The 26,706-nt window shown below is 40.9% G+C and carries 16 protein-coding genes and 3 pseudogenes; 11 read left to right on the forward strand and 8 right to left on the reverse strand.

From position 1 onward, the window contains the following. Positions 1 to 828 precede the first annotated feature (828 nt). From DXA05_RS08240 to DXA05_RS08275, 8 genes and pseudogenes are all read right to left on the reverse strand, one after another. Positions 829 to 3,510: a family 78 glycoside hydrolase catalytic domain gene (locus DXA05_RS08240; protein WP_128859030.1), complete on the reverse strand. Its 2,682-nt coding sequence runs from the start codon at positions 3,508 to 3,510 to the stop codon at positions 829 to 831. Between the two features lie 9 nt (positions 3,511 to 3,519). Beyond that, the gene (locus tag DXA05_RS08245) at positions 3,520 to 4,926 is read right to left on the reverse strand and encodes an SGNH/GDSL hydrolase family protein (protein ID WP_128859031.1); all 1,407 of its coding nucleotides are present in this window, start codon (positions 4,924 to 4,926) and stop codon (positions 3,520 to 3,522) included. 45 nt (positions 4,927 to 4,971) lie between these two features. Next, positions 4,972 to 8,060, reverse strand: a pseudogene (locus DXA05_RS08250) (discoidin domain-containing protein). A gap of 48 nt (positions 8,061 to 8,108) precedes the next feature. Continuing rightward, the gene (locus DXA05_RS08255) at positions 8,109 to 10,448 is read right to left on the reverse strand and encodes a GH92 family glycosyl hydrolase (protein ID WP_128859032.1); all 2,340 of its coding nucleotides are present in this window, start codon (positions 10,446 to 10,448) and stop codon (positions 8,109 to 8,111) included. Positions 10,449 to 10,466: 18 nt separating this feature from the next. Next, the gene (locus DXA05_RS08260) at positions 10,467 to 13,031 is read right to left on the reverse strand and encodes a glycoside hydrolase family 38 C-terminal domain-containing protein (RefSeq protein ID WP_128859033.1); all 2,565 of its coding nucleotides are present in this window, start codon (positions 13,029 to 13,031) and stop codon (positions 10,467 to 10,469) included. A gap of 12 nt (positions 13,032 to 13,043) precedes the next feature. Continuing rightward, positions 13,044 to 13,274 (reverse strand): hypothetical protein, encoded by a 231-nt coding sequence (locus DXA05_RS08265; RefSeq protein ID WP_008650696.1) that lies wholly within the window; start codon positions 13,272 to 13,274, stop codon positions 13,044 to 13,046. A gap of 77 nt (positions 13,275 to 13,351) precedes the next feature. Continuing rightward, positions 13,352 to 13,876, reverse strand: a complete 525-nt coding sequence (locus tag DXA05_RS08270) for an RNA polymerase sigma-70 factor (protein ID WP_004312117.1) — start codon at positions 13,874 to 13,876, stop codon at positions 13,352 to 13,354. 192 nt (positions 13,877 to 14,068) lie between these two features. Continuing rightward, positions 14,069 to 15,673: a DUF6377 domain-containing protein gene (locus DXA05_RS08275; RefSeq protein ID WP_032851024.1), complete on the reverse strand. Its 1,605-nt coding sequence runs from the start codon at positions 15,671 to 15,673 to the stop codon at positions 14,069 to 14,071. A gap of 260 nt (positions 15,674 to 15,933) precedes the next feature. Between DXA05_RS08275 and DXA05_RS08280 the strand changes: the two genes are divergently transcribed. The 11 genes and pseudogenes from DXA05_RS08280 to DXA05_RS08330 all read left to right on the forward strand — a co-directional run bounded on the left by DXA05_RS08280 (position 15,934) and on the right by DXA05_RS08330 (position 26,627). Further along, complete coding sequence (locus tag DXA05_RS08280; protein WP_004312115.1) at positions 15,934 to 16,311, forward strand: hypothetical protein; 378 nt, start codon at positions 15,934 to 15,936, stop codon at positions 16,309 to 16,311. A 118-nt stretch (positions 16,312 to 16,429) separates the two neighbouring features. Further along, positions 16,430 to 16,780 (forward strand): NADH-quinone oxidoreductase subunit A, encoded by a 351-nt coding sequence (locus DXA05_RS08285; RefSeq protein WP_004312114.1) that lies wholly within the window; start codon positions 16,430 to 16,432, stop codon positions 16,778 to 16,780. Then, complete coding sequence (locus DXA05_RS08290) at positions 16,771 to 17,373, forward strand: NADH-quinone oxidoreductase subunit B (RefSeq protein WP_004301465.1); 603 nt, start codon at positions 16,771 to 16,773, stop codon at positions 17,371 to 17,373. The genes DXA05_RS08285 and DXA05_RS08290 overlap by 10 nt, the downstream gene beginning before the upstream one ends. Positions 17,374 to 17,455: 82 nt before the next feature. Continuing rightward, positions 17,456 to 19,047 (forward strand): annotated as a pseudogene (locus DXA05_RS08295) (NADH-quinone oxidoreductase subunit D). A 20-nt stretch (positions 19,048 to 19,067) separates the two neighbouring features. Then, a complete protein-coding gene (nuoH, locus tag DXA05_RS08300; protein ID WP_004312111.1) occupies positions 19,068 to 20,144 on the forward strand; it encodes an NADH-quinone oxidoreductase subunit NuoH in 1,077 nt (358 codons plus the stop codon). A gap of 12 nt (positions 20,145 to 20,156) precedes the next feature. Further along, positions 20,157 to 20,645, forward strand: coding sequence for a 4Fe-4S binding protein (locus tag DXA05_RS08305; protein ID WP_004305338.1), 489 nt, complete (start codon positions 20,157 to 20,159; stop codon positions 20,643 to 20,645). A gap of 2 nt (positions 20,646 to 20,647) precedes the next feature. Further along, positions 20,648 to 21,160, forward strand: coding sequence for an NADH-quinone oxidoreductase subunit J (locus tag DXA05_RS08310; RefSeq protein WP_004312110.1), 513 nt, complete (start codon positions 20,648 to 20,650; stop codon positions 21,158 to 21,160). A 37-nt stretch (positions 21,161 to 21,197) separates the two neighbouring features. Continuing rightward, positions 21,198 to 21,506, forward strand: coding sequence for an NADH-quinone oxidoreductase subunit NuoK (gene nuoK, locus DXA05_RS08315; RefSeq protein WP_004312109.1), 309 nt, complete (start codon positions 21,198 to 21,200; stop codon positions 21,504 to 21,506). Positions 21,507 to 21,697: 191 nt separating this feature from the next. Further along, positions 21,698 to 23,629 (forward strand): NADH-quinone oxidoreductase subunit L, encoded by a 1,932-nt coding sequence (nuoL, locus tag DXA05_RS08320; RefSeq protein WP_004312108.1) that lies wholly within the window; start codon positions 21,698 to 21,700, stop codon positions 23,627 to 23,629. Between the two features lie 38 nt (positions 23,630 to 23,667). Next, on the forward strand, positions 23,668 to 25,152 hold the full coding sequence (locus DXA05_RS08325) for an NADH-quinone oxidoreductase subunit M (RefSeq protein ID WP_128859034.1): 1,485 nt from the start codon (positions 23,668 to 23,670) through the stop codon (positions 25,150 to 25,152). A gap of 37 nt (positions 25,153 to 25,189) precedes the next feature. Further along, a pseudogene (locus DXA05_RS08330) lies at positions 25,190 to 26,627 on the forward strand (NADH-quinone oxidoreductase subunit N). The last annotated feature ends 79 nt before the right edge of the window (positions 26,628 to 26,706 follow it).

The raw sequence follows: 26,706 nt of genomic DNA on the forward strand, positions 1-26,706 counted from the left end.
ACCTATATCTATTGAAATTTATACTATGAACGCTTGAAATTTAAGAAACCACTAAAGAGAAATTTAAAAAGAATCATATAAAAATAATAATCAAAGCGATTAACTTCAAGTCCATTCACTGGACAATTTTCCTAAAGTTAATTTTGTTTCTGCACAGACTTAAATTAAATGATAAATTAGTTTATTACGGTGCGTTTTTAAATGTATCAATAAAAAATTCAGCAGCCTCTAGAAAAGATTTTTCATTTTCATTTCTCATATTCTCATAGGTGACTGATAAACAACAAATAATCAAATAAATAGCTTATGAGAAATACTTTCTAAGACGGCATTTCTCATAATACACCTTCTATTTTAGCTTAAAATTCACCTTATTCTCATAGTATTTCAGAGTATTTCTCATAGTTAAATACGATCTTCTCCTTTTTTCTGGTTGAAGATAAACTGTAGTTCCGATTTTCCCATATATTATGGGAAAATATTCCCTAATATTATGAGAATTTATTCCCACAAAATAAGAGAATCTTTTCCCTGTTAATAGGGAATACTTTCCCACAATATATGGGACAAAGAGAATATGTACTTCCCTGATAATGGTTGACTAGCTGTTTCTTTATTCTTGTATAGGTTGATTGGAAAAACACTATGAGAAATGCATCCAACAAGTATGAGAAATAAGGTAAAATACGGGGTATTTGACGGAAAAACTATGAGAAATACCATCTTAAAAATCATTTCTCATAGTCTATCCTATTAGTTTTCTGCCATTTATGATTAATGAATGAGAATATGAGAAATGAAAATCATAAATACACTCTAGTAGGGTATCTATTTCAAATTAAATAGAAAATCATAATGCCCTGCTTCTACATCAACAGTCTGCTCCTTAACGCTCACTTTCTTCTTATTCTTTTTACATGAGACAGCATTATTAGGGATGCAAACTGTAGCCGTTGTTCCGGCAGGAACTGTCAATTGAAGATTCAACTGATTATCATCTTTCAACTTCCAATTAACAGCAATTGTGCCATAAGGTGATTCTTTCGTTACTTTTGCCCAGGTCACACCGTTTGGAATTTGAGGATCGACATAGAAGTGACGATATCCAGGTTTAGCCTCGTCAAGACGTATTCCTCCTACAGCCTGATAAAACCAAGTACCAATTCCATTGTAACAATTGTGCACACGACTTCGTTCTCCGCTCCAATATTCCCAAGTCGCTGTCGCACCATGATCAATCATATACAGATAACCGGGATAATCACGTTTCTTCATCATTTGATAGAAGAAATCCACTTGTTTATTCCGAACAGCCCATTCTGTCAAAATAGGTACTCCAACCAGACCAACAGCAATATGTCCTTTATATTTTTCTTCGGTCATCGTAACAACATTCTCTTTCACTTTATTGTACAAAGAATCAGGTACAACACCTACCAACATAGGATAGCACATATCCAACTGTGAGCCGGTAGAATAGATTCCTTCATCCGCACGGTAGAACGTCTGATGAATCAACTTGTTAAGTTTTTCTCTACGAATAGCAAACTCTTCCGCCTCTTCTTTGTTTCCTAATGTTAAGGCTGTCTTATACATAGTGCTCAAGCATTCGCTGATAAAACAGTTACTTACCAAATCCACTGAAGCCTGATTACCTGCATCTACTCCCATGGGTGCCAGCCAATCACCCAAATACCAGTCACGGTATTTGGTATCGGGCCAACGTTTCAGCAAACCATCTACTGTATACTTATCAACATACTTAAACCACTCTTTCATTTGAGAATAATACTTCTCAATCAAGCGGGGATCATTATAGTTGACATACGTTCTCCAGGGAGCCTGTACAAAGAATCCGCACCAATACGGACCGCCGCCACCGGCACCCGGATTAGGACCAACATGCGGCAAACTTCCTCCTTCACGCATGGAGTCTCCCCATGTTTGCACCCAGTTTTCAAATGTTGGAGCTACATCGTACATCGTTTGCAAAGACATCGTTGAGGAGTTTCCATCACCACCATATCCTGCACGTTCCAAATGCGGACAGTCTACCATATATCCACTAAAAGTCAGACATTTCATCGTATACTGAATCATTTGGTGAATAGCATTCAAGTCGGCATCCGAACATTCAAAAGTTGCGGTCTGTTTATAATCTCCATAAATCTGCAGAGATTTCATAGCACCTGTTTCCGGTTTTTGAGGAAGATTGGAGATGCGCACATATCGAAAAGCGTGATGATTGAATTTATTTCTGAAGTATTCTCCTTGCTTACCACCAGATATATAAATATCACTTTCACCTTGCTTGTCAAATTCACCGTCTTTCGTCAAATTATCACTATATTCCATAATAACTTCATGACCTGCCGGCAATATAGGCATTTGCATCTCAAACCATCCGGTCTGAACCTTTCCCATATCTACCAGCCAGAGACCTTCACCCAGCTTCTTTACAGAAACAGCCTGCAAAATCTGATGTATCTTGTTTATCTCACACATTTGAGGGGAAGTGATATGATCGGGAACATTCACTTTCACAACAGGAGTCCATTTCATTTTGTCTAAAGCCTGTGTTGAAAGATCTCGTGGAAGAATCCTTCCATCCACCCTCTCACCTCCAAACTGCAAAGCACGCCAAGTACCTGTATCAGAATAGCCACTTTCACGTCCGTACCATGATCCGTCTGTCTTCGTTACGACTTCCCATTTACCATTTCTCAACACATCCAATTCTGCTTTTACCAGCGGACCTTCATAAGCTGCTCCGAAAGTCGTCGTTTTATACCAACCTTGTCCCAGCCAGATAAGCAAATCATTTTCTCCTTCTCTTAAATAAGGAGTAATATCATAAGTAACAATTAGTGAACGTTTAGATAAATGTGATACAGCAGGGGTCAGAACGTCCTCCCCAACCTTTCTCCCATTGATATAAATTTCGTGATAACCTAACGTATTTACATGCAAGAAAGAAGTCTCCCCTTGAGTCAGTTTCACTTTTTTGCGAAGAATAGGAGCACAAATCTTACCACCTTCAACAGAAGCCCCTATATATTCTCCTTTCATCTGTGACTGATCCAAGATGCCAACTCCAAAACGGGCAACAGGGCTCCATGATGAATCTTGTTTTTTAACATCCCAAACGCGTACCCGCCAATAACACAAAGAACGAGAAGTTAAAATCTTCCCTTGATAAGGTACCATAACCGAAGTTTTGGATTTCAATTTTCCGGTATTCCATAAATCAGCTTTATCCTGCACCAACAGAATACTATCCGAAGCTACCTGTATTTCATAATAAGTTTGCCCGCCTTTCCAGCCGTCCCCCTTTAACTTCCAACTGAAGTGAGGAGTCACATTATCAATCCCCAAAGGATCAATAAGATTCTCACATTTTAATTCCGCCAAATAGAAAGGCGAAGTTTTCTCATTTCCATATACTATCATCGGCAGACAACAGAAATAACAAATCAAACCTAAACATAACAATCGTTTCATTCTATTCATCTTCTATTATTATTCAACTCTTGCCAGCCTCACTTTATGAGTGACAGGTTTATTGATTTTATAAATTGTTTCAACAATAGTCTTCATATAATTGCTCCAAACCTCCCGTATTTCGGGATTCATCGCTTTTATATACCAATCGTAGCTCATCCTAAGAAACCCGTCTTTAGGTAAATATTCTTTTAGTTTATCGATAGCTTTCTGATCATCAGCAAACAGTAATCCTTCTTTATTCAGGAATGAATATTCGGTCCACAAGTATTCTCTGAAACGTTTCTCCACTTCAAATCGTTCTTCATTCAGATACATGATTTTCGCAGCTTGTTGATATTGGGGAGTATTCGGGTAATCTGCCAAATTCACTCCATTCGCCAACTTTTCGGATGAGAGATTGTCAATAAACTGATTGTCTATAGTTAACCGATACATTCCTTTCTCTAAGTTTGTTACCTGAAAACGTTCCTGATTAAACTCTTCCATAAATGGAACCAACTGCATTGCATCGCGTTGTGACCTTTTATTTCCCCAGCCACTTCTAGAAATAGAATCCAGCGGATAAGGAAGAGCATACGCCAGATAATCAAAAGTCAGATCAGATCCGCTCTTTTTTAGTTTTGAAATCTTACAGTTCTTATGGGTTATTACAGATGAATGATATGCATCAATAGATACTGATGACACTTCATCCCCAGCCAGTCCCTGTGCTTTCAGAAACAAATAGGCCATGACCATCTGTCCGTCATTATCCGGATGAATTCTATCTATCCTGCAGAATGTAAATGTAGAATCTGCCTCCTGCTCCTTTCTGCTTATCTCACGCATCGGTTGGTTAAAATCAACAAAACCCCAGCCATTCTTTTTAGCCGATGTACGTTGGGCATCTATGATTTTTAAAATGGCGTTGTTCTTATTACGCAATATAAAATTATTAAACCGGGAAGTCTCATCATAAGGAGAACCACCAATCAAAACTTTCTTTATTTTATTTTTAGCCAGTAAGCGTTCTTCTATTTCCCGATAGCTTTCCAATGACTTTGCAATCCGTTGTTCCGACAGTTCTTTTGCATCGTCTTTCATGTAAATATCATAACCGGTATCATTCATACCGAAAGTTAGAGTCACATAAGTTGGTTTCCTGTTGAAAACATCATAGTCCAAGCGATCCTTCATATCCCACGCACTCTCTCCACCAATTCCGGCATTCATGATAGTAATCGGTTTATCCGGAAAACGAGTCATGTAATACAGCCAGATAAATGAATGATAATGTCCGCCGTGAGTAATACTGTTTCCTACAAATACGACACGTTCCCCTTCTTCAAACCGGGGTATTGTTGTTTGTGCCTGTAAGTAATCGCAATTTATATAAACTAAAGATAACAACAAGAGTATCCTCATTTTTAGTCTATTATCCATTTTCTTTATTCTTTTAATCAAACCATAAAGATAACCGTACAACAATCAATCTGCTATATTCAGCTTATTCTTCTCTGCTTTCCCATACTGTTTCACCAATACACTTACGCCTCCTTTCAACAGTTCGGGAGTCGCCTCCATAGTGATAACCTTTTCTTCGCCCGGCATCAACGTCACATAATTATCGGACATAATAATTGGAAGTATTCGTTTTTGCGTAGCCTTATTAACAAGCCTCACCCGATTAGCAAAAGCCACAGTCTCGGAATTGTTCTTTACAGCTATCTTCATCCTTCCGTCAGACATCGATTTATCCACCAATCGGCAAGACAAAGCAACTTCCGGAAGTGTGTTCAGCAATGTATAGTCAAGATCTCTCACGCCATTCCGCCAATAGAAGTTTTCAGAGATTAGATTACCTTTGGCATCTATCAGTTCCAACTTGATAAAATGAAGCGGAGTCAGTTCTTCTATCTCTTTTGGTTTCTCACCGTAGATTTCGAATTCGAACAATGAATATCCAAACTGTGTGGCACGGCTGATGCCTGCCAATTTCACATAACGTGCTGTAACAGGTTCCAATTCAATCTGTTCAGTACCACCTCTTCCATCTTTGTTGGCATAAACGGTTTTCCATTCTTGCGCATCATTCGATACTTGCAGTTCGTATTTCTTAGCACAAGCTGCCTCCCATTTCAAAATAACCTTTTCTATCTTTTCTTCTTTACCAAGATCAATGTATATCCATTGAGGATCACTGTATGCACTTTCCCAACGACTTCCGGCTCCTCCGTCAGTAACCATTGAAGCACTTTTAGAGGCACCTGTTGAAGAAGAAGCTACAGCCTTCTTTCCATAAGCCAGATTGAAAGGGTTAAAGTTCAAAGAAAATGCTTCTGCAATGTTGCTGGCTGCCACATCGACCTGTTTTGTCTGTCCGTATGCTGATACTTCTTTTCCATTCAGGTTGTAAATTGCAGCTTTAGCTATTGCAGCCTTCAAGTCCTCTGCTGTAGTATTTATTACTTTTATATTGTTATTGGAAGCATTCCATTGGATATGTAAAGGTTCACAAGCCTTTTTTGCTCCCCAATAAGCACCTGTAGGATCGTAATAATAGTCATAAGTCTGCCATACAAACGAGGGATAAGCCGGATGGCTCATCCAGATCAGAAGTCCGGCTGCATCATTCCACATCTTATCGTTCCAAGCCTCATACATACCTTTCATCACTTCGATATTCAGCATTTGCGCTTTCTCGCAGAATTCTTCCAATCCGGATGATTCTCCGTACTGTGTGTTCACTGAATTCTTATAATTAACCGGGTTGGCATTAGACGCTTCCTTACCGAAGAAATGTTTGTTCCATACATTGTCATCATCATTCTTCAACTGCTCATCAGTAGGCAGAGGCCACCAGTCTTTTTCCGGGATAAACTCTTTGATACTTTCAAATGTGGGGAAAGTGGCCGTTCCTATTTCTGTACGCATACCGTAACCGTGATCAATACCGTATGGATAAGCCGGTGTATTAAATGCCAGATTACTGCCTGAAGTTTCAAAATGGTGTCTTGGAGGTTGATTTCCCCACCAACCACTTCCGGACAATCCATCCTGATTGGAGCAAGACTTATACATACGGTCATTATTGTCCTCCTTCGCAATCATTTCACGCAGGTAATTATCCAAATCAGGTGCCGGATGCGTTTCATTTGCTCCACACCAAATAGCAATAGAAGGATGGTTTCTAAGGCGTCTGACTTTATCAAGGGCATTCGCTTTAAATGCTTCCGGTTGAGCCACGTCATTGTATGCTACATATAACCAAAAATCATTCCATACCATAATCCCATATTTATCACAATAATCATAAAACTCATCATCAGTAACACACCCTGTCCATAGACGGATCATATTGTAATTCATTTCCTTATGAAGTCTGATTTTCGTTTCATACTCTTTACCCTGACATCGAAGCAGATATTCGCTCATTCCCCAGTTTCCACCTTTCAGATAGATCTTCTGTCCGTTGATAAAGAATGTAAGAACAGGATATCCCACTACATTATCGACCATTTTATACTCATACTTCTTGATACCGAATGTCATTTCTTTTACATCCGACACTTTTCCATCTACAGAACAAGTCAGCTTACAAGTATAAAGATTGGGATCACCATAACCATTCGGCCACCAAAGTTTCGGATGGTCAACGACCAATTGCGCTATGTCATCTTTGTTAATAGATAGTCTGGCTGTTGTTCCTCCTTCTACCCGATGTCTTTAGAGAAAGAAATATTCCCCGGCTGAATCACTCCGGATACAACGACATCTTTGGGGGAAGAAGAAGCATTTCTAATATCTGTTGAGACAGAAAGCTCTGCTTTCTGCAAGGTCGGTAACTCTGAACGTACCCAAGGATCTTCCATCACTACATCTCCCGTTACCACAAGATAAGCATTGCCTGTGATACCAGCCAGACGTCCCGGTACGTATGGCATCCAATCCCAACCGGCACCAGCCAGATAACTGGGGCTACACGCAACTCCATACGGGTCTTTAGCCTTACGCGTCTTTTTCTGATCGGCATCGGTAATCAGAACAGCTATCACATTCTTACCGGATTTCTTTATCAGATTGGTTACATCAAACTTCGAACGTAACATGTGACCGCTTATATCTTTAGTAGATGCTTTTGTTCCTGATATCTTCTCGCCATTAAAATAGAAATCGGCAAAGCGATTCGTATTGTCGAAATGAAGCCATACCCGCTTCCCCTCCGAATAAGAAGACGGGAGTTCGAATTCCGTACGATACCAGAAAGGACGGTTATAAAACGTTTCGTCTACTTTATAAATATTATCGGCATAATTAGGATCAGGAACGATTCCTGCTTCAACATAAGCAGTAAAAACAGTTCCGGGAACCACACCTTTAACGTAATCGGACATTTTAAATTCCGGAGTAGAAATCTGCTCTCCGGTTATGTTCTCTAAATCTGCCTGGGGTTTCACTTCCCAGATAATCCGAGGATTAGAGCTGTTCAAAGACATCCATGTACTCTGCTCTGCACACCCTGTCTGGATTAAAGCTAATATAACCGATACAATGATAAGCCCAAGTTTATTCATCATACTATCAAGATTTTAAAGTAACAATTTGTTTCAGAGTATGTTATTCAATCAAAGTCCCCACTCAACATTAGGTTTATCACCCATAAACAGCTCCAATGTACCTCCGGCTGCAATGTCCGCAAAATCAAGATAACATTTATTGTATTCCTGACCGTTCAACAAGGCCTTTTGTATATAGACGTTATTTATGCTGTTATTATGAGCTATCACCGTGAATTTCTTACCAGTATAATAGCTGGGATCAAGATTGAACTCTACTTTATCAAAAACCGGACTTGTAATCTCCATACGTGTATTTCCCGGACAGGAAGGATGAATACCGGAAGCAGCCAACACATACCACGCCGACATCTGACCTACATCTTCATTGCCAACAATCCCTTCAACTTTGTTTGCATAAGCCTTTTCACATGTATAGCGTGTCCATTTTTGAGTATACCAGGGAACTTCAAGCTGATTGAACAAAAAAGGAACGAAGTGCACAGGTTCATTCGCATGGTTATAATATTCATTCCACAGCATATTAGAAGGAGTTTTATTAAAGAAATCTGTTAAATCCGCAATAACTTTCTCCTTGCCACCCATCAAATTCACCATTCCCGGAACATCGTGAGGTACAAACCAACCTTGCTGATAAGAGTTTGCTTCTATACACCCATACCATTCTTTAAGACGTGCATTCTCCGGCCATTCTACCCATGTACCATCTGCTTTACGGGGACGGAACCATCCCTTTTCTTTATCAAAAATAGAATGATATGCCTGTCCCTTTTCATAGAAACATTTGGCATCGTCTTCTTTCCCCATAGCTTTCGCTAATTGAGATATACACCAATCAGTATAAGCATACTCCAAAGTGGTTGAAATACTCAATGGTTCCGGAGCATACCCCAATGAATCATTACCAAAACGACGGGATGTGTTAATGGCATAACGATATGCTTTCTCTGCATCATACGTACGAATCCCTTTGATATAAGCATCCGCCAAAACAGACAAAGCAGGATTTCCCAACATACAGCCGGAATAGGAATTCAGCAATTCCCAACGTTCATAGTATTCGCGCCCACTCTGCTCTGCCATAGTAATCAATGAGTTCAGTTCATCACTTACTAAACGCGGATTAATTATAGTCTGCAAAGGAAACTGACTACGAAATACATCCCATCCACTGAATATAGTACGTTTTGTAAAAGTGCTGTCAGCCGTATGTATTTTATAATCACCGCCTACATAACGTCCGTCTACATCTGTATAGATACGAGGATCAATCATCGTATGATACATGGCAGTATAGAATATCGTTTTTTCATCATCCGTACCACCGGATATCCGGACACGATTAAGTTCTTTATTCCACAATTCAGTAGCTTCCTGCTTTACTTGTCCAAAATTTTTAGAGGCTATTTCTTGTTCAAAGTTATTTGCAGCACCCTCCATATCAACAAAAGAGATACCAACTTTCATCTCTACAGTCTCTCCCTCCTTCGTTGGAAATTCAGTAAAAAAGCCCAGGTGTTTACCCGTCAGTTCTTTCTTATCTTTTATAACCGGAGCTTGTGATATACGAGTCAAATAAGGAATACTCACTACTTCATCACGTTTCCGAACCCAATGTTCGGGAATATCTGCACTCCAAAAGCCATAATTAGTCAAAGGTTTACTAAATTGCGCATAATAATAAACGGTATAATCGGCTTTTCCTTCACCATTACCCCATCCACCACCATCAGGTGTACACTTCATCCATCCTTGAATAGTGTAATCATCTACAACTTTAATATACTGTGAAGTAGATGTTCCCCCTACTCTACGAGCTAAATCAATCTGAATACGCGATTGGTCACTAGAAGGATAAGTAAAATGTAAAATTCCACAATGTGGTGTCGCGCTACTTTCTACTTTGATATGATAATCAGTCAATTCTACCGAATAATATCCGGCCTTAGCTGTTTCAGTGGCTTTGTTATAAGCCGAACGATAGCCTTTTATACTATCATTATTCTCTTTACCTGCCACTTTATATAATTCACCAGTTGTAGGCATCACAAGAAAATTGCCCAAATCACCAAACCATCCCACACCACTCATCTGGGTAAAGGCAAATCCTTCGATTGTCTTATGTTCATCACTGTATCCGGAACCGTTATCACCTCCCGTTATTGTATTAGGACTAACCTGTACCATACCATACGGAGTCGTAGCTCCGGGAAAAGTTTTACCTAATCCGTGATAAACACCGGCAGCCCCTACACTAGTACTGGCACCAATAAACGGGTTTACATAATCGGTCGGAACCAAATCTTCCGATACGGTATTGGTTGATGAGCAACCCGTCATCCAACACAAAAAGCAAACAATTAAAAGATTAGCAGTCGCTTTATACATAACAATAATCTAATTATTTTAAGTCAAACTAAGAACGAAAGTCTTAATACCAAACCGCGGCATTGAAATCATCATTTCCGATTTACCTGCACGTGTTTTTATCTTCTTTCTTTCGATACATTGTCCATTCAAATCAACTTCCTCCACTCCGGATAATGGCATGTCAATGGTAACCTTTTGTAATTTTTCGTCCCCTTCAGAATTGAACAGGCGCAATAGTACCTTTCCATCTTTCATTTGAAGAGCACTCACTTGATAACCAGTATTCTGTAAATCAATAAATGATTTCGATTCCGGTTTTGCCACTGGATAGCAAGAATGCAGCAATGGTTCATTCCAACAATCGCTATCATCTGCGATTGATGCTTTGTCCCATTTGCCACGATGAGGTATAATTGCATACTTCATCCTCAAAGGGTGTGTTATTTTATAATCAGGTCCCCAAAGTCCTCCACCCGAATATTGAGCAGTCAGTCCTAGCGGATAGTCCTCTCCATAAGAATAAGAAGTAGTATGGTCTGATAATAAAGCCAGAGCATAGTCGCCTTCCTGTTCAGCCAAGTCAACCCAATGAAGTATAATATTATGTTTGATTTGATCCCAAGAGTCAAAGAAAGTATCAGTCAGTTTGCTTTCGCATACATCAAACGGTGCATTTTTATAAACACGGGGAGAATGTAAATCAGTCGGGAATAATACACTTAGTTTAAACCGATCGTCACAATAAGCCCGACGATTATCACGCCAACGTTCCTCTTTATATTCACCAATACCTACATTCTTTTTCCAGTCAACCGTCAAATCAAAATCGATTCGTCTCGTTCCTTTAGTGAGAGTGATTACCTGTGTAAACGGATGGGAAGCAATCTCACCCTCTATCTTAATTTTTTGCTCATATACATTATCCCTTACTACTGTCAGCTTGGCCGGAGTCTCTATAGAAGAACGAAATTTGCCTTCTTCATAAAAAAAGCCTCGTAACTCCCCTAAAGCATATTTCCCCGTTTTACCTGCAAAATCCTTATTCCCTTCTTTTTTAGCTATCAGGCTTTTTATGGTTCCTCCCTTTGATAAGTCAAAAACAATTTTATACATATCATTTTCAACCACGTATTCCTGTTTATTCACCTTATTACCTTCCAAAACGAATCTACTCTCCGAAGCCTCTTTCTTACCGGCTTCTTTCTTTTTTATACAATACGTGGAATAACCAAAGGGAGGAATCTCTGCCTCAAAAAATAATCTTATCTCTTTACCTTCATTTTCTACCAAACAACCTATATCTTTACCTTTCCAGTCATAAACACTTAAATCCGCATTTTCAGATTCCGTAGGCAGAAGAACACTTACGATTTCCTTTCTTCTCATTCCTAATGTATTAAAAACACGTATATATTGCTGTTGAGCATTATTTTGCGGAATAAACTTTTCATTAAAGCTCCGCATAGATGCCTCAATAATTCCATCTGCAAGATGATTGGTACTGTCTGTCCATCGCTTAATCTGATCAGCCCATGTTCCTTTCCTATGCAGTCCATTATAAGGCACAATCCACGAATCATGATGTTGTGCCAACATCAGTGTACGCCAAGCCTCATCCATATCTGCCTGTCGACAAATATATTTATTTTCTAGATAAGCCATTACAGACATTTTCTCTGCCATGACAATTCTATTTTCTGAAACACGTACTTCTTGCGTTATTTTTTGCAAAACCTGACTTCCCCACATAAGATTCACATGTATATCTTCCTGTGAAAAATACCAGTTATCATCCGTTTTTCCAATGGAGACATTTTCAATGTAATCTCTCCATGTCACATATATAGAGTTATTTTTTGTGTTCTTTCCACTTCCCAGCCATGGGCCGTTTTTCCATCCGGCATCCTGAAAACACATACCAACGGGGTGTTTGATACCTGCGTTACGGCAATCTTTTAAATAAGCATCCGAATTTCCCCAAGCAGTTGTCTGCCAAGTTGATCCCGGCTCTAGTTTTTCACAAGCATACCTGGGAACGGTCAATATTGCAGTCCCGTCCGGTCCCACCCAATTAACCAATTCTCCGCCATAAGCAGCAGTATACCCTCCCCAACAGGTATTGGGACATTTCAATACAGCATATTTAAAGCCGAATTGTTTAAGGATTTGTGGCAAGCAACTTGTGAAGCAAGGTTCTTCTACCGAATAGGTTACAAAATCTACCCCCGGAAAATGTTTGTTTATTTTAGCAATACCATATTGAAACTGTCTTATTATACTCTCTCCCGAAATATTATAGCAATAAGGCTGTGCATAAGTAGGATTCGTAAACTCTACCTGATTACTAGTAGCCATCTCTTTAAAACGCAAATAAGCCTCCGGAGTCTGCACTCTGACTGTATCCCATGTTTCAGGCTCTATCTCCATACAAATCCGCCAGTCCGGGTGCATAGCCAGCTGATCCACAATGAATTGAGTTTTCCACTTTACCGGATAATGTCCATATATCCCGCCATGATACCCATCAACAAAATAAGCTTGTTGAGAATAAACATTTGCATAAAAGAAAACAGTCAGTAATATGATATAAATTTTATTCATGGTATCCTAAACCTATTTATCTTTGTGTTGCTCCATTCTACACATAAATTCATATAATTTATGTTGGACAACTTCTTTATTATTTTCATATTCCGGAGATATCCAATCAACGAGTGCCAGCAAATTCTGATTTTCTATAAATTCTTCCTTCAGCCTTTCGTTGTTTTCCACTTCTATGAGAAACTCTGTTTTTTCATCAGAAGTAAATTCATCCGCAAAATATTTATTCAGACAATTCTCCATATACACAGTCCTTTTTTATCAAAGAACGATTATCTCAATAAATACCCCTAAAAAATACCGATAAAATCATTAAAAAGTTATGCAGCCAATGTTACATTGAGTTTTGCTCTCAACTTTTTCAGTGCTATTCCCATCTGACATTCCACTGTATTTACCGAAATGCCCAAACGTTCGGATATTTCCCTATACTTCAATCCTTCCATGCGGCTTAACAAAAATATGTCACGGCATCTTTTAGGCAAACTATTGATAGCATCCCGTATCAGGTTCTCCATCTGATTTCTTTCTGATATATCATATACATCAAAACGATCCAAAGATTGTAATTTCAGATTCAACTCAATCTCAAAAGAAGCCTTCACATTCTCGACATACTTTTGCTCGAATACTTTATGCTTTAAATAATCCAAACATTTGTTTCTCACAAGTCTGAAAAGATAAGCATTCATATTCTCAATATGATTCATAGACTCTCTCTTTTCCCATAAGTCTGTAAACACATCTTGCGTTATGTTCTCAGCATCCTCTTCCGACATCACAAATTCTTTTGCAAACCGAACTAGTTTGGGATAATAAATAAGATACAATTCTGAAAAACTCATAGTTGTGTGTTTCTTTAGATTAGTATTCAGTTATCAAAAATCTTGTGATGCAAATATAGAGATGAAAAAAGCCTACTTCTTAGTGGAAGTAGGCGGGAAAGTAAACGTTTTATAGAACAATTACTGCATATACATTTAATAATCAACAGCTTACAACAAGACCATTTTTTAGTTTTGGTAAACCGGATAGAATCATTTTTGAGACAAAGAACCAAGCTTTTTTACCTCCTCCTCAAAGATATTACTATCAAGAGTGGACATTCTCTTCACTTTACTCTTATAATTATAGATTGTCTGCACAGAATAATGCAAAAATACAGCGATCTGTCCAACATCGGTAATTCCTAACCGTATCAATGCAAATATGCGTAATTCTGTATTCAGTTGGTCCTTTTCCAGTTTATAACGTTCCTCCGGTTTCAACAAAGAATTGAACTTTTCCACAAAGTTAGGATACAATTTAAGGAACGCTTTATCAAAGTTATGATATAGTTCTTCAAGTTCCTTTTCAAAAGGTCGGGAGGATGACTTATATAAATCATCAATCTGTCCGGTCTTGATTTTCCTGTTCACATTCTTCCTGTACTCATCGAGTTTATTAATATAAACGGCACATTGATTCATAAAATACCCCACATATTTTTCCTTAATCAGATTAGCTTCGTCGAGATTCTTATTCAGCCCGACCAGTTCCTCATTCATAGCTTTAAGATGCCGTTTAGCCCGGGATACAATTTTTGTTTGTTTATATGTAAAATACAGGGTGATAGCAAGAGCTACCACAAACAAGCTAGTCAGAAATATATAGAAACGGAGGTTCTGCTTTTGTTTTTCCAACCGGATCAAGTATGTATTTTCAATAATCGGATGGATGCGGGCAATTACTGTATTCTTAAAACGGGAATTATAAAAGATGGCATCATCCAACGCTACTTTAATATAATTATAAGCCCTGTCTATATCTCCTTTATGATATAAATTAACTGCCAATGTCAATAATGCCTCATTCTCTTTGACAGCCAGTTTTGTATCTGTCATAGCAGCCAGCATTAGAAACTTTTCTTCCAGTGCATAATTCCCAATCAACCGATAAGCTCTGGCAAGCCCCATAGCCATCATAGCATATCCATGAGATGCCGGCTCTTGTTTATCATATATCTCTGTCAAAATCAGAAGAGCCTCTTTGGTACTTCCCTTATCTTGAAGCTTCACAGCTTTTTCTTTTCTATATTCATCCGACTGGTCAAATAAGATGCTCATCACAGTATCCCGATAAGCCTCTTTTTCCGATATATACTCGTTTGAAAACCGTACATCGTCCGTGTATTTAATGAGATTTTCATAATAACGTATACGATTCCAGCAATACAAAGCTTTCAAATGATCGGGTAAATCCGCACATTTTATCGACTTAAAAATATCATTTGCTTGAATAAACAAACCGGATAAAGAATAGACAAAAGCCAACCGGAGCTGCTCTTCCAAAAGATATTCTTTATTACCAATCGTTTTTGCTATATCAATATTCTCATGAATATATTGTTCTGCCGAATCACAGACAAAAGTCTCATATTGATGGATAATCTCTTTATTTAAATTGTATATATCCTCCAACGAATTAAGGCCAACTTTCTTTTTCTTTAATTCTTTTATGGTAGCTTCTTTTTTCTGGGTATATATCAAACGTTCAGAAATCACTTTGTCTAACACCTTCAACAAAGAATCATTCTCACTATCTGCATAGAGGTAAAACAAGGAGTTTAGAAGGAAAAATATAAACCAAAGTGTGCGTTTCATAATCATGTATTCTTTCTTAATCTGCAAAAAAATGTATTTTCTTTGTGTTATTCGCCAAAAAGAGCGTAAATCATTCTTTTTATTGCATCTTTTAACAAATGAAGATGGAGAAATTACCCCATTCTAAATGATATTTGTGAAACCATGCTGACTAAAAAATGAATCTAAAAGATATGGAGTTAAAAAAAGCTTTTTTGCTATACGGACTTTGCAAAAAGTATAAATATTAGTTCTATATTTGCAGCCGTTAAAGGAGAAAGATGAAACAAAGCTTAAAATTCGGACTACTTTTAGTGTTGGCTTTGCTCATCCATTGTGCAACTAATGGAGCAATGGAAGATATGTGCAAAGTTTCCTCCCCGACTTATCGGCAGGAGAAATGCTATGTATCACAAGATCGTCCGATTCAGGATGCTTTGGAACGTCTTTATAATCTTTATACGACGCAAACCTGTGACATGAGTCATACAGACGTCGCACATGTTCCGACAGATAAAAGCATGTTTTTGTTAATCGCATATTTCTGTGACCATTACAAACATCAAAGTCCACCTTACCCTGTCTCATCCCATTCTCCTACATATTATTACGATCCTATCTCCTATTATATATATGGGTTGAGAAAGATTGTCATTTAGCCTACAGTACAGTAGACTCTTTTGCTCGTCATTTATTACAGTTGGTTTTATTCTCCATAGGGCGAATAGACTAATTGCTTATTTCTATATAATATTCAATCTAAACAGCTATTGAATTATGAATTTTACATTTTTAGTTGTTGTTTTACTGACAGCGCTTGCTTTTGTCGGTGTAGTAATAGCCCTCTCGCGTGCTATCTCTCCCCGTTCATACAACCTGCAAAAGTTTGAGGCTTATGAATGTGGTATACCGACACGTGGTAAATCATGGATGCAGTTCCGTGTAGGCTACTACTTGTTTGCCATCCTATTCCTTATGTTCGATGTCGAAACAGCTTTTCTGTTTCCGTGGGCGGTAGTTATGCGTGACATGGGACCACAGGGACTTATTAGTGTTCTCTTCTTCTTTATCATTTTAGTTCTGGGTCTTGCTTATGCCTGGAGGAAAGGAGCTTTGGAATGGAAATAACCAAAAAGCCAAAAATAAAATCTATTCCGTATGATGAGTTTATCGACAATGAATCATTGGAAAAGTTGGTCAAGGAACTTAATGCAGGAGGAGCCAATGTTGCCCTCGGAGTACTTGACGACTTTATCAACTGGGGACGCAGCAATTCACTGTGGCCGCTTACCTTTGCAACCAGTTGTTGTGGTATCGAATTTATGGCACTGGGTGCCGCGCGTTATGACATGGCCCGCTTTGGGTTTGAGGTAGCACGTGCCAGCCCGCGTCAGGCTGATATGATTATGGTATGCGGAACAATCACCAATAAAATGGCTCCGGTACTGAAACGACTTTACGACCAGATGCCCGATCCGAAGTATGTGGTTGCCGTAGGCGGATGCGCTGTCAGCGGAGGTCCTTTCAAGAAGTCCTATCACGTAGTAAACGGGGTGGACAAGATTCTTCCGGTAGATGTATATATTCCCGGATGCCCGCCACGTCCTGAAGCATTCTATTATGGCATGATGCAATTGCAACGCAAAGTGAAAATAGAAAAGTTCTTTGGTGGAGTAAACAGAAAAGAGAAGAAACCGGATTATTTAAAAAATGAAGAATGATGAATGATGAATGAAGAATTCGCATGCAACATCCCGGCAGATTTTTCATTCTTAATTTTTCATTCTTAATTTAATTTGATTTATGCAAGAAATACAATTTATAGCTCCTGCAGCGTTACACGACGAGATGCTGCGCTTGCGAAATGAAAAACAGATGGACTTTCTCGAAAGCCTCACCGGTATGGACTGGGGAGTAGCCGATGAGAAAGACGCTCCGGAAAAACTCCGCGGCTTAGGCGTAGTCTACCATCTGGAATCTACCATTACAGGCGAACGGATAGCACTAAAAACAGCAACAACCAACCGCGAGCTACCGGAAATTCCGTCTGTCAGCGACATCTGGAAGATAGCCGACTTCTACGAACGTGAAGTTTTTGATTTTTATGGCATCACCTTTGTCGGTCATCCTGATATGCGCCGGCTCTACCTGCGCAACGATTGGATTGGTTATCCGATGCGTAAAGATAACGACCCGGAAAAGGATAACCCACTGTGCATGACCAATGAAGAGACGTTTGATACGACTCAAGAAATAGAACTGAACCCGGACGGAACCATCAAGAACAAAGAGACGAAACTGTTCGGCGAAGAAGAATATGTAGTCAACATCGGTCCGCAACACCCTGCTACTCATGGTGTAATGCGCTTCCGTGTTTCTCTGGAAGGTGAAATTATTCGTAAGATTGATGCGAACTGCGGGTATATCCACCGAGGTATCGAGAAAATGAATGAAAGCCTCACTTACCCTCAAACATTAGCTTTGACAGACCGTCTGGACTATTTGGGCGCGCATCAAAATCGTCACGCATTGTGTATGTGTATTGAAAAAGCCATGGGCATTGAGGTCAGTGAACGCGTACAGTACATCCGTACCATAATGGACGAGTTGCAACGTATCGATTCTCACTTGCTGTTTTACTCTTGTCTTGCTATGGACTTAGGAGCGTTGACAGCATTCTTTTATGGATTCCGTGACCGCGAGAAAATTCTCGATATCTTTGAAGAAACTTGCGGCGGACGTCTGATTATGAACTACAATACGATTGGCGGTGTACAGGCTGATCTTCATCCTAACTTCGTCAAACGAGTAAAAGAGTTCATTCCATATATGAGAGGAATTATCCACGAATATCACGATATATTCACGGGTAACATCATCGCACAGAGCCGTATGAAAGGCGTCGGTGTGTTAAGCCGTGAAGATGCCATCTCTTTCGGTTGTACCGGAGGTACAGGCCGTGCATCAGGATGGGCGTGTGACGTACGTAAACGAATGCCATACGGTGTATATGACAAAGTCGATTTCAAAGAAATCGTTTATACGGAAGGTGACTGCTTTGCCCGTTACCTGGTGCGTATGGATGAGATCATGGAAAGTCTGAACATCATTGAGCAATTAATAGACAATATTCCCGAGGACCTTATCAGGAGAAGATGAAACCTATCATCCGTGTTCCGGAAGGCAGTTACTATGCAGCAGTAGAAGGAAGTCGTGGTGAATTTGGTGTCTTCCTGGAAAGTCAGGGTGACAAAACGCCTTACCGTCTGCACTACCGTGCTACGGGATTGCCGCTTGTTGCTGCAATTGACACCATTTGCCGGGGCACAAAGATTGCCGACTTAATTGCTATTGGCGGAACAATAGATTATGTCGTTCCGGATATTGACAGATAATACTTAATTATTAAAAATATATGTTCGACTTTAGTATAGTAACAAACTGGATACATGAGCTACTGCTCTCCATTATGCCGGAGGGATTAGCCATCTTTATAGAATGTGTAGCTGTCGGCGTGTGCCTCGTAGCACTGTATGCCATCCTGGCTATCATATTGATCTACATGGAGCGTAAGGTCTGCGGTTTCTTCCAGTGTCGTCTTGGACCGAACCGTGTTGGTAAATGGGGTTCTATCCAAGTGGTCTGCGACGTGCTCAAAATGCTGACCAAAGAAATCTTCATGCCGAAGGGTGCCGACCATTTCCTTTACAATCTTGCTCCATTCATGGTGATTATCGCTTCATTCCTGACTTTCGCTTGTATTCCTTTTAATAAAGGTGCGGCGATTCTGGACTTTAATGTGGGCGTGTTCTTCCTGTTGGCAGCTTCCAGCATTGGAGTTGTCGGTATCTTGCTGGCCGGTTGGGGTAGTAACAACAAATTCTCTTTGATCGGTGCCATGCGAAGCGGTGCACAGATTATCAGTTATGAACTTTCTGTTGGTATGAGTATCATGACAATGGTAGTGCTGACGGGAACCATGCAATTTTCTGAAATCGTAGAAGGACAAGCTAATGGTTGGTTCATCTTCAAGGGACATATTCCTGCGGTCATTGCTTTCATCATCTATCTGATTGCCGGAAATGCAGAATGTAACCGTGGCCCGTTCGACCTTCCCGAAGCAGAAAGTGAGTTGACTGCCGGATATCATACTGAATACTCTGGTATGGGCTTCGGTTTCTTCTATCTGGCAGAATATTTGAATCTGTTTATCGTAGCCAGTGTTGCCGCCACCATCTTCCTGGGAGGATGGATGCCGCTGCACATTGTTGGTTTGGATGGATTTAATGCTGTAATGGATTATATTCCGGGCTTTATCTGGTTCTTCGCCAAAGCATTCTTTGTGGTATTCCTTCTGATGTGGATCAAATGGACTTTCCCACGCTTGCGTATCGACCAGATCTTGAATCTGGAATGGAAATACCTGGTCCCAATTTCTATGGTAAATCTATTACTAATGGCATGCTGCGTAGCTTTCGGCTTCCACTTTTGATAAATGAAAATTATGGAATATAAAGATAAAAAATATACGTACTTAGGTGGTCTGGTGCATGGCATCAGTACACTGGCAACGGGTATGAAAACCAGCATCAAGGTATACTTCCGTAAGAAAGTGACCGAGCAATATCCCGAAAACCGGAAAGAGCTGAAAATGTTCGACCGTTTCCGTGGTACGCTGAATATGCCCCACAATGAGAATAATGAACATCGCTGTGTAGCTTGCGGACTGTGTCAAATGGCCTGTCCGAACGATACAATCAAAGTGACCAGCGAAACCGTCGAAACAGAAGATGGAAAGAAGAAGAAAATCCTGGCAACCTATGAATATGATTTGGGTGCCTGTATGTTCTGCCAGCTCTGTGTCAATGCTTGTCCGCACGATGCCATCACGTTCGATCAGAACTTCGAACATGCAGTCTTCGACCGGACGAAACTTGTCCTGAAGTTGAACCACGACGGTAGTAAAGTAATAGAAAAGAAAAAAGAAGTTTAGATATGGGATCAACACTTGAAACAGTAGTATTCTACTTTTTGGCAGCATTTATTATTGCTATGTCCATCATGACGGTGACTACCCAACGTATCGTACGCTCGGCCACCTACCTGCTCTTCGTGCTCTTCGGCACGGCCGGCATCTATTTTTTGCTGGGTTACACCTTTCTGGGTTCCGTTCAGATTATGGTTTATGCCGGTGGTATCGTCGTTCTTTATGTATTCTCCATCCTGTTGACCAGTGGAGAAGGCGACCGGGCCGAGAAAGCAAAACGAAGTAAAGTCTTAGCCGGACTCTTCACTATGATTGCCGGTTTAGCCATTATCCTTTTTATCACACTGAAGCACGATTTCATGCAGACAGCTAATTTGGCCCCGCAAGAAATTAGCATTCATGCTATCGGGAACGCTTTATTAAGTAGTGACAAATACGGTTATGTATTGCCTTTCGAAGCTGTCAGCATATTATTGCTGGCGTGTATCATCGGTGGCATCATGATTGCACGTAAGAGATAGGAATTTTAAGTATTAACTATCAAAATAGAGTTCGAATATGATACACATGGAATATTACCTGGTAGTTTCTACCATCATGATGTTTGCAGGAATCTATGGATTCTTTACCCGCCGAAATACACTGGCTATCCTGATTTCTGTAGAGTTAATGCTGAATGCTACGGACATCAACTTCGCCGTATTCAATCGTTTCCTTTTTCCGGGGGGAATGGAGGGTTATTTCTTTGCACTCTTTTCCATCGCCATCTCGGCTGCGGAAACTGCAATAGCTATCGCCATCATGATTAACATTTATCGTAATCTTCGAAGCATTCAGGTGCGCAACCTGGACGAGTTGAAGTGGTGATTTGTTTCATTCCCAGGAACAAGGTGTTTCATCCCTTGAAACACTTCGTTTCACACCGAGAAACAAAGTGTTTCTCACCGAGGAACAACTAGTTTCACACCGGGAAACCAAACAGAAGGTCCGAGTATAGTGATTATCAGCTATAAGACCAAAAATTAATAATAATAACTCAAGTAATTAAATAAAACTGTATGGAACTAACAATTCTAATACTCCTTCTTCCTTTCTTCTCCTTTCTCATATTGGGAATCGGAGGTAAATGGATGTCCCACCGGACAGCGGGTACAATCGGTACGCTGATACTGGGAGCAGTAGCAGTACTATCCTACGTTACAGCTATCCAATATTTCTCCGCTCCACGACTGGAAGACGGAACATTCGCCACACTGATGCCTTACAACTTCACGTGGCTTCCTTTTACAGAGACTTTACACTTCGATTTGGGCATCTTGCTCGATCCTATATCGGTAATGATGTTGATCGTCATCTCTACAGTGTCACTGATGGTACATATCTACTCTTTCGGTTACATGAAAGGAGAAGTCGGTTTTCAACGCTATTACGCTTTCCTATCCCTGTTTACCATGTCTATGCTGGGATTGGTCGTTGCAACCAACATCTTCCAGATGTACCTTTTTTGGGAGCTGGTGGGGGTAAGTTCTTACCTGCTAATCGGTTTTTATTATACAAAACCGGCTGCCATTGCTGCTTCCAAGAAAGCGTTTATTGTTACTCGCTTTGCTGACTTGGGCTTCCTGATCGGTATCCTGATTTACGGATATTACGGTGGTACATTCGGCTTCACTCCGGATACAGTATCCTTGATAAGCGGTGGAGCTTCTATGCTTCCGTTGGCTCTCGGACTGATGTTTGTCGGTGGTGCCGGTAAAAGTGCCATGTTCCCGTTGCATATCTGGTTGCCGGATGCAATGGAAGGTCCTACTCCGGTCAGCGCATTGATTCATGCGGCTACCATGGTAGTTGCCGGTGTATATCTGGTGGCACGTATGTTCCCACTTTTCATTACATACGCACCGAATACGCTGCACATGGTTGCTTGGGTAGGTGCATTTACAGCATTCTACGCGGCAAGTGTGGCTTGCGTACAATCAGACATCAAACGTGTACTGGCTTTCTCTACCATTTCACAGATTGGCTTCATGATGGTAGCTCTGGGTGTTTGTACTTCCATGAATCCGCACGAAGGAGGTTTGGGCTACATGGCTTCCATGTTCCACCTTTTCACACATGCCATGTTTAAGGCATTACTCTTCCTCGGTGCAGGTAGCATTATCCATGCCGTACATTCTAATGAAATGTCCGCTATGGGAGGTTTACGCAAATATATGCCGATCACTCACTGGACATTCCTGATTGCTTGTCTGGCTATTGCCGGTATTCCTCCGTTCTCGGGCTTCTTCTCGAAGGATGAAATTCTGGCTGCTTGTTTCCAATACAGCCCTGTAATGGGATGGGTGATGACAGTCATCGCTGCAATGACAGCTTTCTATATGTTCCGCCTTTACTACGGTATTTTTTGGGGGAGCGAGCCGCCCCGGGCAGGTTCCCATTCGGAACATAACACGCCGCACGGAAACTTGGAAGCGGCACCTTGCCGCCCACATGAGAGTCCGTTGGCTATGACTTTCCCGCTGATGTTCCTGGCAGTTGTAACTTGTGGAGCAGGATTTATTCCTTTCGGACACTTCATCAGTTCGAATGGTGAATCTTATTCTATCCATCTCGATCCGTCAGTAGCTATTACGAGCGTTGTTATTGCGATTATTTCGATTGCAATCGCTACATGGATGTACAAGAATGCCAAACAGCCTGTTGCTGATTCGTTGGCAAAACGATTCAAAGGTCTGCACAAGGCAGCCTATAATCGCTTCTATATTGATGATATCTACCAGTTTATTACGCATAAGATTATCTTCCGCTGCATCTCTACTCCTATCGCATGGTTCGACCGTCATGTAGTGGATGGATTCTTTGACTTCCTGGCATGGGCTACCAACACAACAAGCGACGAGATTCGTGGTTTGCAGAGCGGTCAGGTACAACAATATGCGTATGTGTTCCTTTGCGGTGCATTGGCACTTATCCTACTGCTGATTCTCTAAATAGTAAATAGTAAATCTTTAAATAGTAAATCATAAAGATGAATTTCTTATCCATATTCGTACTTATCCCCTTATTGATGCTGGCCGGACTTTGGGCAGCACGAGGAATCAAAGCCATCCGGGGGGTTATGGTTACTGGCGCATCGGCACTTCTGATTGCCTCCGTCGTACTTACATTCCTGTATCTGGGAGAGCGTAGCGCCGGAAACACGGCAGAAATGCTTTTCCGTGCAGATATGCTTTGGTATGCCCCGCTTCACATATCCTATTCAGTAGGTGTTGACGGAATTTCGGTAGCCATGTTGTTATTGTCTGCTGTCATCGTATTCACCGGTACATTCGCTTCCTGGCGCCTGCAACCGCTGACGAAAGAATATTTCCTCTGGTTCACCCTGTTGTCTATGGGAGTATTCGGATTCTTTATATCCGTCGATTTGTTCACCATGTTCATGTTCTACGAAATTGCGTTGATACCGATGTACTTGCTGATTGGTGTATGGGGATCAGGACGTAAAGAATATGCAGCCATGAAACTGACTCTTATGTTGATGGGCGGTTCCGCTTTCCTATTGATCGGTATTCTCGGAATCTATTTCGGTTCGGGAGCAACCACCATGAACCTCCTCGAAATTGCACAGTTGCACAACATACCTTTTGCACAGCAATGCATCTGGTTCCCGCTGACTTTCCTCGGCTTCGGTGTATTGGGCGCCCTTTTCCCGTTCCACACATGGAGCCCTGACGGTCACGCTTCCGCCCCGACTGCCGTATCCATGCTTCATGCCGGAGTATTGATGAAACTGGGAGGTTACGGATGTTTCCGTATCGCCATGTATCTGATGCCGGAAGCAGCCAACGAACTTTCCTGGATATTCCTGATACTGACAGGTATCTCTGTCGTTTACGGAGCCTTCTCCGCTTGTGTACAGACCGACTTGAAATATATCAATGCTTATTCATCCGTATCACACTGCGGACTGGTTCTTTTCGCCATTCTGATGCTAAACCAGACAGCAGCAACAGGAGCAATCCTTCAGATGCTTTCGCACGGATTGATGACAGCCTTGTTCTTTGCTCTGATCGGTATGATATATGGACGTACACACACACGTGACGTTCGCGAACTTGCCGGTTTAATGAAAATTATGCCGTTCCTTAGTGTATGTTATGTGATTGCCGGTCTTGCCAACCTCGGTCTGCCGGGATTAAGCGGTTTCATTGCTGAAATGACCATCTTCGTCGGCTCTTTCCAGAACAACGACGTATTTCACCGTACACTGACCATCATCGCCTGCTCTTCGATTGTGATTACCGCAGTCTACATCCTGCGCCTGGTAGGTAAGATCCTGTACGGAACCTGCACCAACAAACATCACCTCGAACTGACCGACGCAACGTGGGACGAACGTGTAGCCGTTATCTGCCTCATCGTTTGCGTTGCCGGACTAGGTATGGCTCCTTTCTGGGTTAGCCACATGATTGGTGAAAGCGTATTACCGGTTGTCTCACAACTAATCCCCTAACTCATAAATCATAATTCTTAATTCATAAATAAACAAGATGGATTATTCACAATTTCTAAATATGCGAGAAGAGCTGTCGCTCATAGCTGTCTTACTGCTGCTATTTCTAGCTGACCTCTTCATGAGTCCGGATGCACACAAAAATAGTGGGAAAGCACGCCTGAACACCATGTTGCCCGTTATTCTGATGGCTATCCATACGGCTATCAACCTGATTCCGGGAACTGCTGCCGATGCATTCGGTGGTATGTATCACTATGTACCGATGCACACAGTTGTTAAATCGATCCTGACGTCGGTACACTGATTGTTTTCCTGATGGCACACGAGTGATGAAAAGAGAAGACACTTCATTCAAACAAGGAGAATTCTATGTGCTTACACTCTCTACCTTGTTTGGTATGTATCTCATGATTTCCGCCGGCCATTTCCTGATGTTCTTCATCGGGCTCGAAACAGCTTCTATTCCGATGGCAGCATTGATTGCCTTCGATAAATACCGTCACAACTCTGCCGAAGCAGGTGCCAAATACATTCTGACAGCTCTTTTCTCCAGTGCATTGCTGTTATTTGGTCTGTCCATGATCTATGGTTCTGCCGGGACTCTTTATTTCGATGACCTCCCTGCCCATATCGACGGAAATCCGTTACAGATCATGGCATTTATATTCTTCTTCACAGGAATGGCATTCAAGTTGTCACTGGTTCCGTTCCACTTATGGACAGCAGACGTTTACGAAGGCGCTCCGAGTACAGTTACCGCTTATTTGAGTGTTATATCAAAAGGATCGGCTGCATTTGTATTATTGGCCGTCCTTATCAAAGTATTCGCTCCAATGATTAATGACTGGCAGGAAGTACTTTATTGGGTAACCATCGCTTCTATCACTATTGCCAATATATTTGCTGTCCGTCAGCAAAACCTGAAACGTTTGATGGCGTTCTCCAGTATTTCGCAAGCGGGATATATTATGTTAGGCGTTATCGGAGGCACAGCACAAGGCATGACAGCATTGGTATATTATGTATTAGTGTATGCTGCCGCCAACCTCGGAGTATTTGCCGTTATCACTATCGTGGCATTACGCAGTCAGAAATTCACGCTCGAAGATTACGCAGGACTTTATAAAACGAATCCCAAAATCGCTCTTTTGATGACTCTGTCTCTGTTCTCATTGGCAGGCATCCCTCCGTTTGCCGGATTCTTCTCTAAGTTTTTTATCTTCATGGCTGCTTTCGATGCAGGTTTCCACTTGCTGGTATTCATCGCATTGGTAAATACAGTGATTTCGTTGTATTACTATCTATTGATTGTAAAAGCAATGTACATCACTCCTTCCGACAACCCGATTCCTACTTTCCGCAGCGATCGTTGCACAAAATGGGGACTAGCACTTTGCACATTGGGTATCATCGGACTGGGTATTGCAAGTATCGTATATCAATCTATCGATAAACTGTCGTTCGGAATTTAAACGGACTACACCTTTTCACCAAAGAAACGGTCTTGGTTTCATGTCAGTATCAATCGACATCAAAACCAAGACCGTTTCT

Source organism: Bacteroides sp. AM54-2NS (assembly GCF_003602935.1).
Taxonomy (GTDB): Bacteria; Bacteroidota; Bacteroidia; order Bacteroidales; family Bacteroidaceae; genus Bacteroides; species Bacteroides xylanisolvens.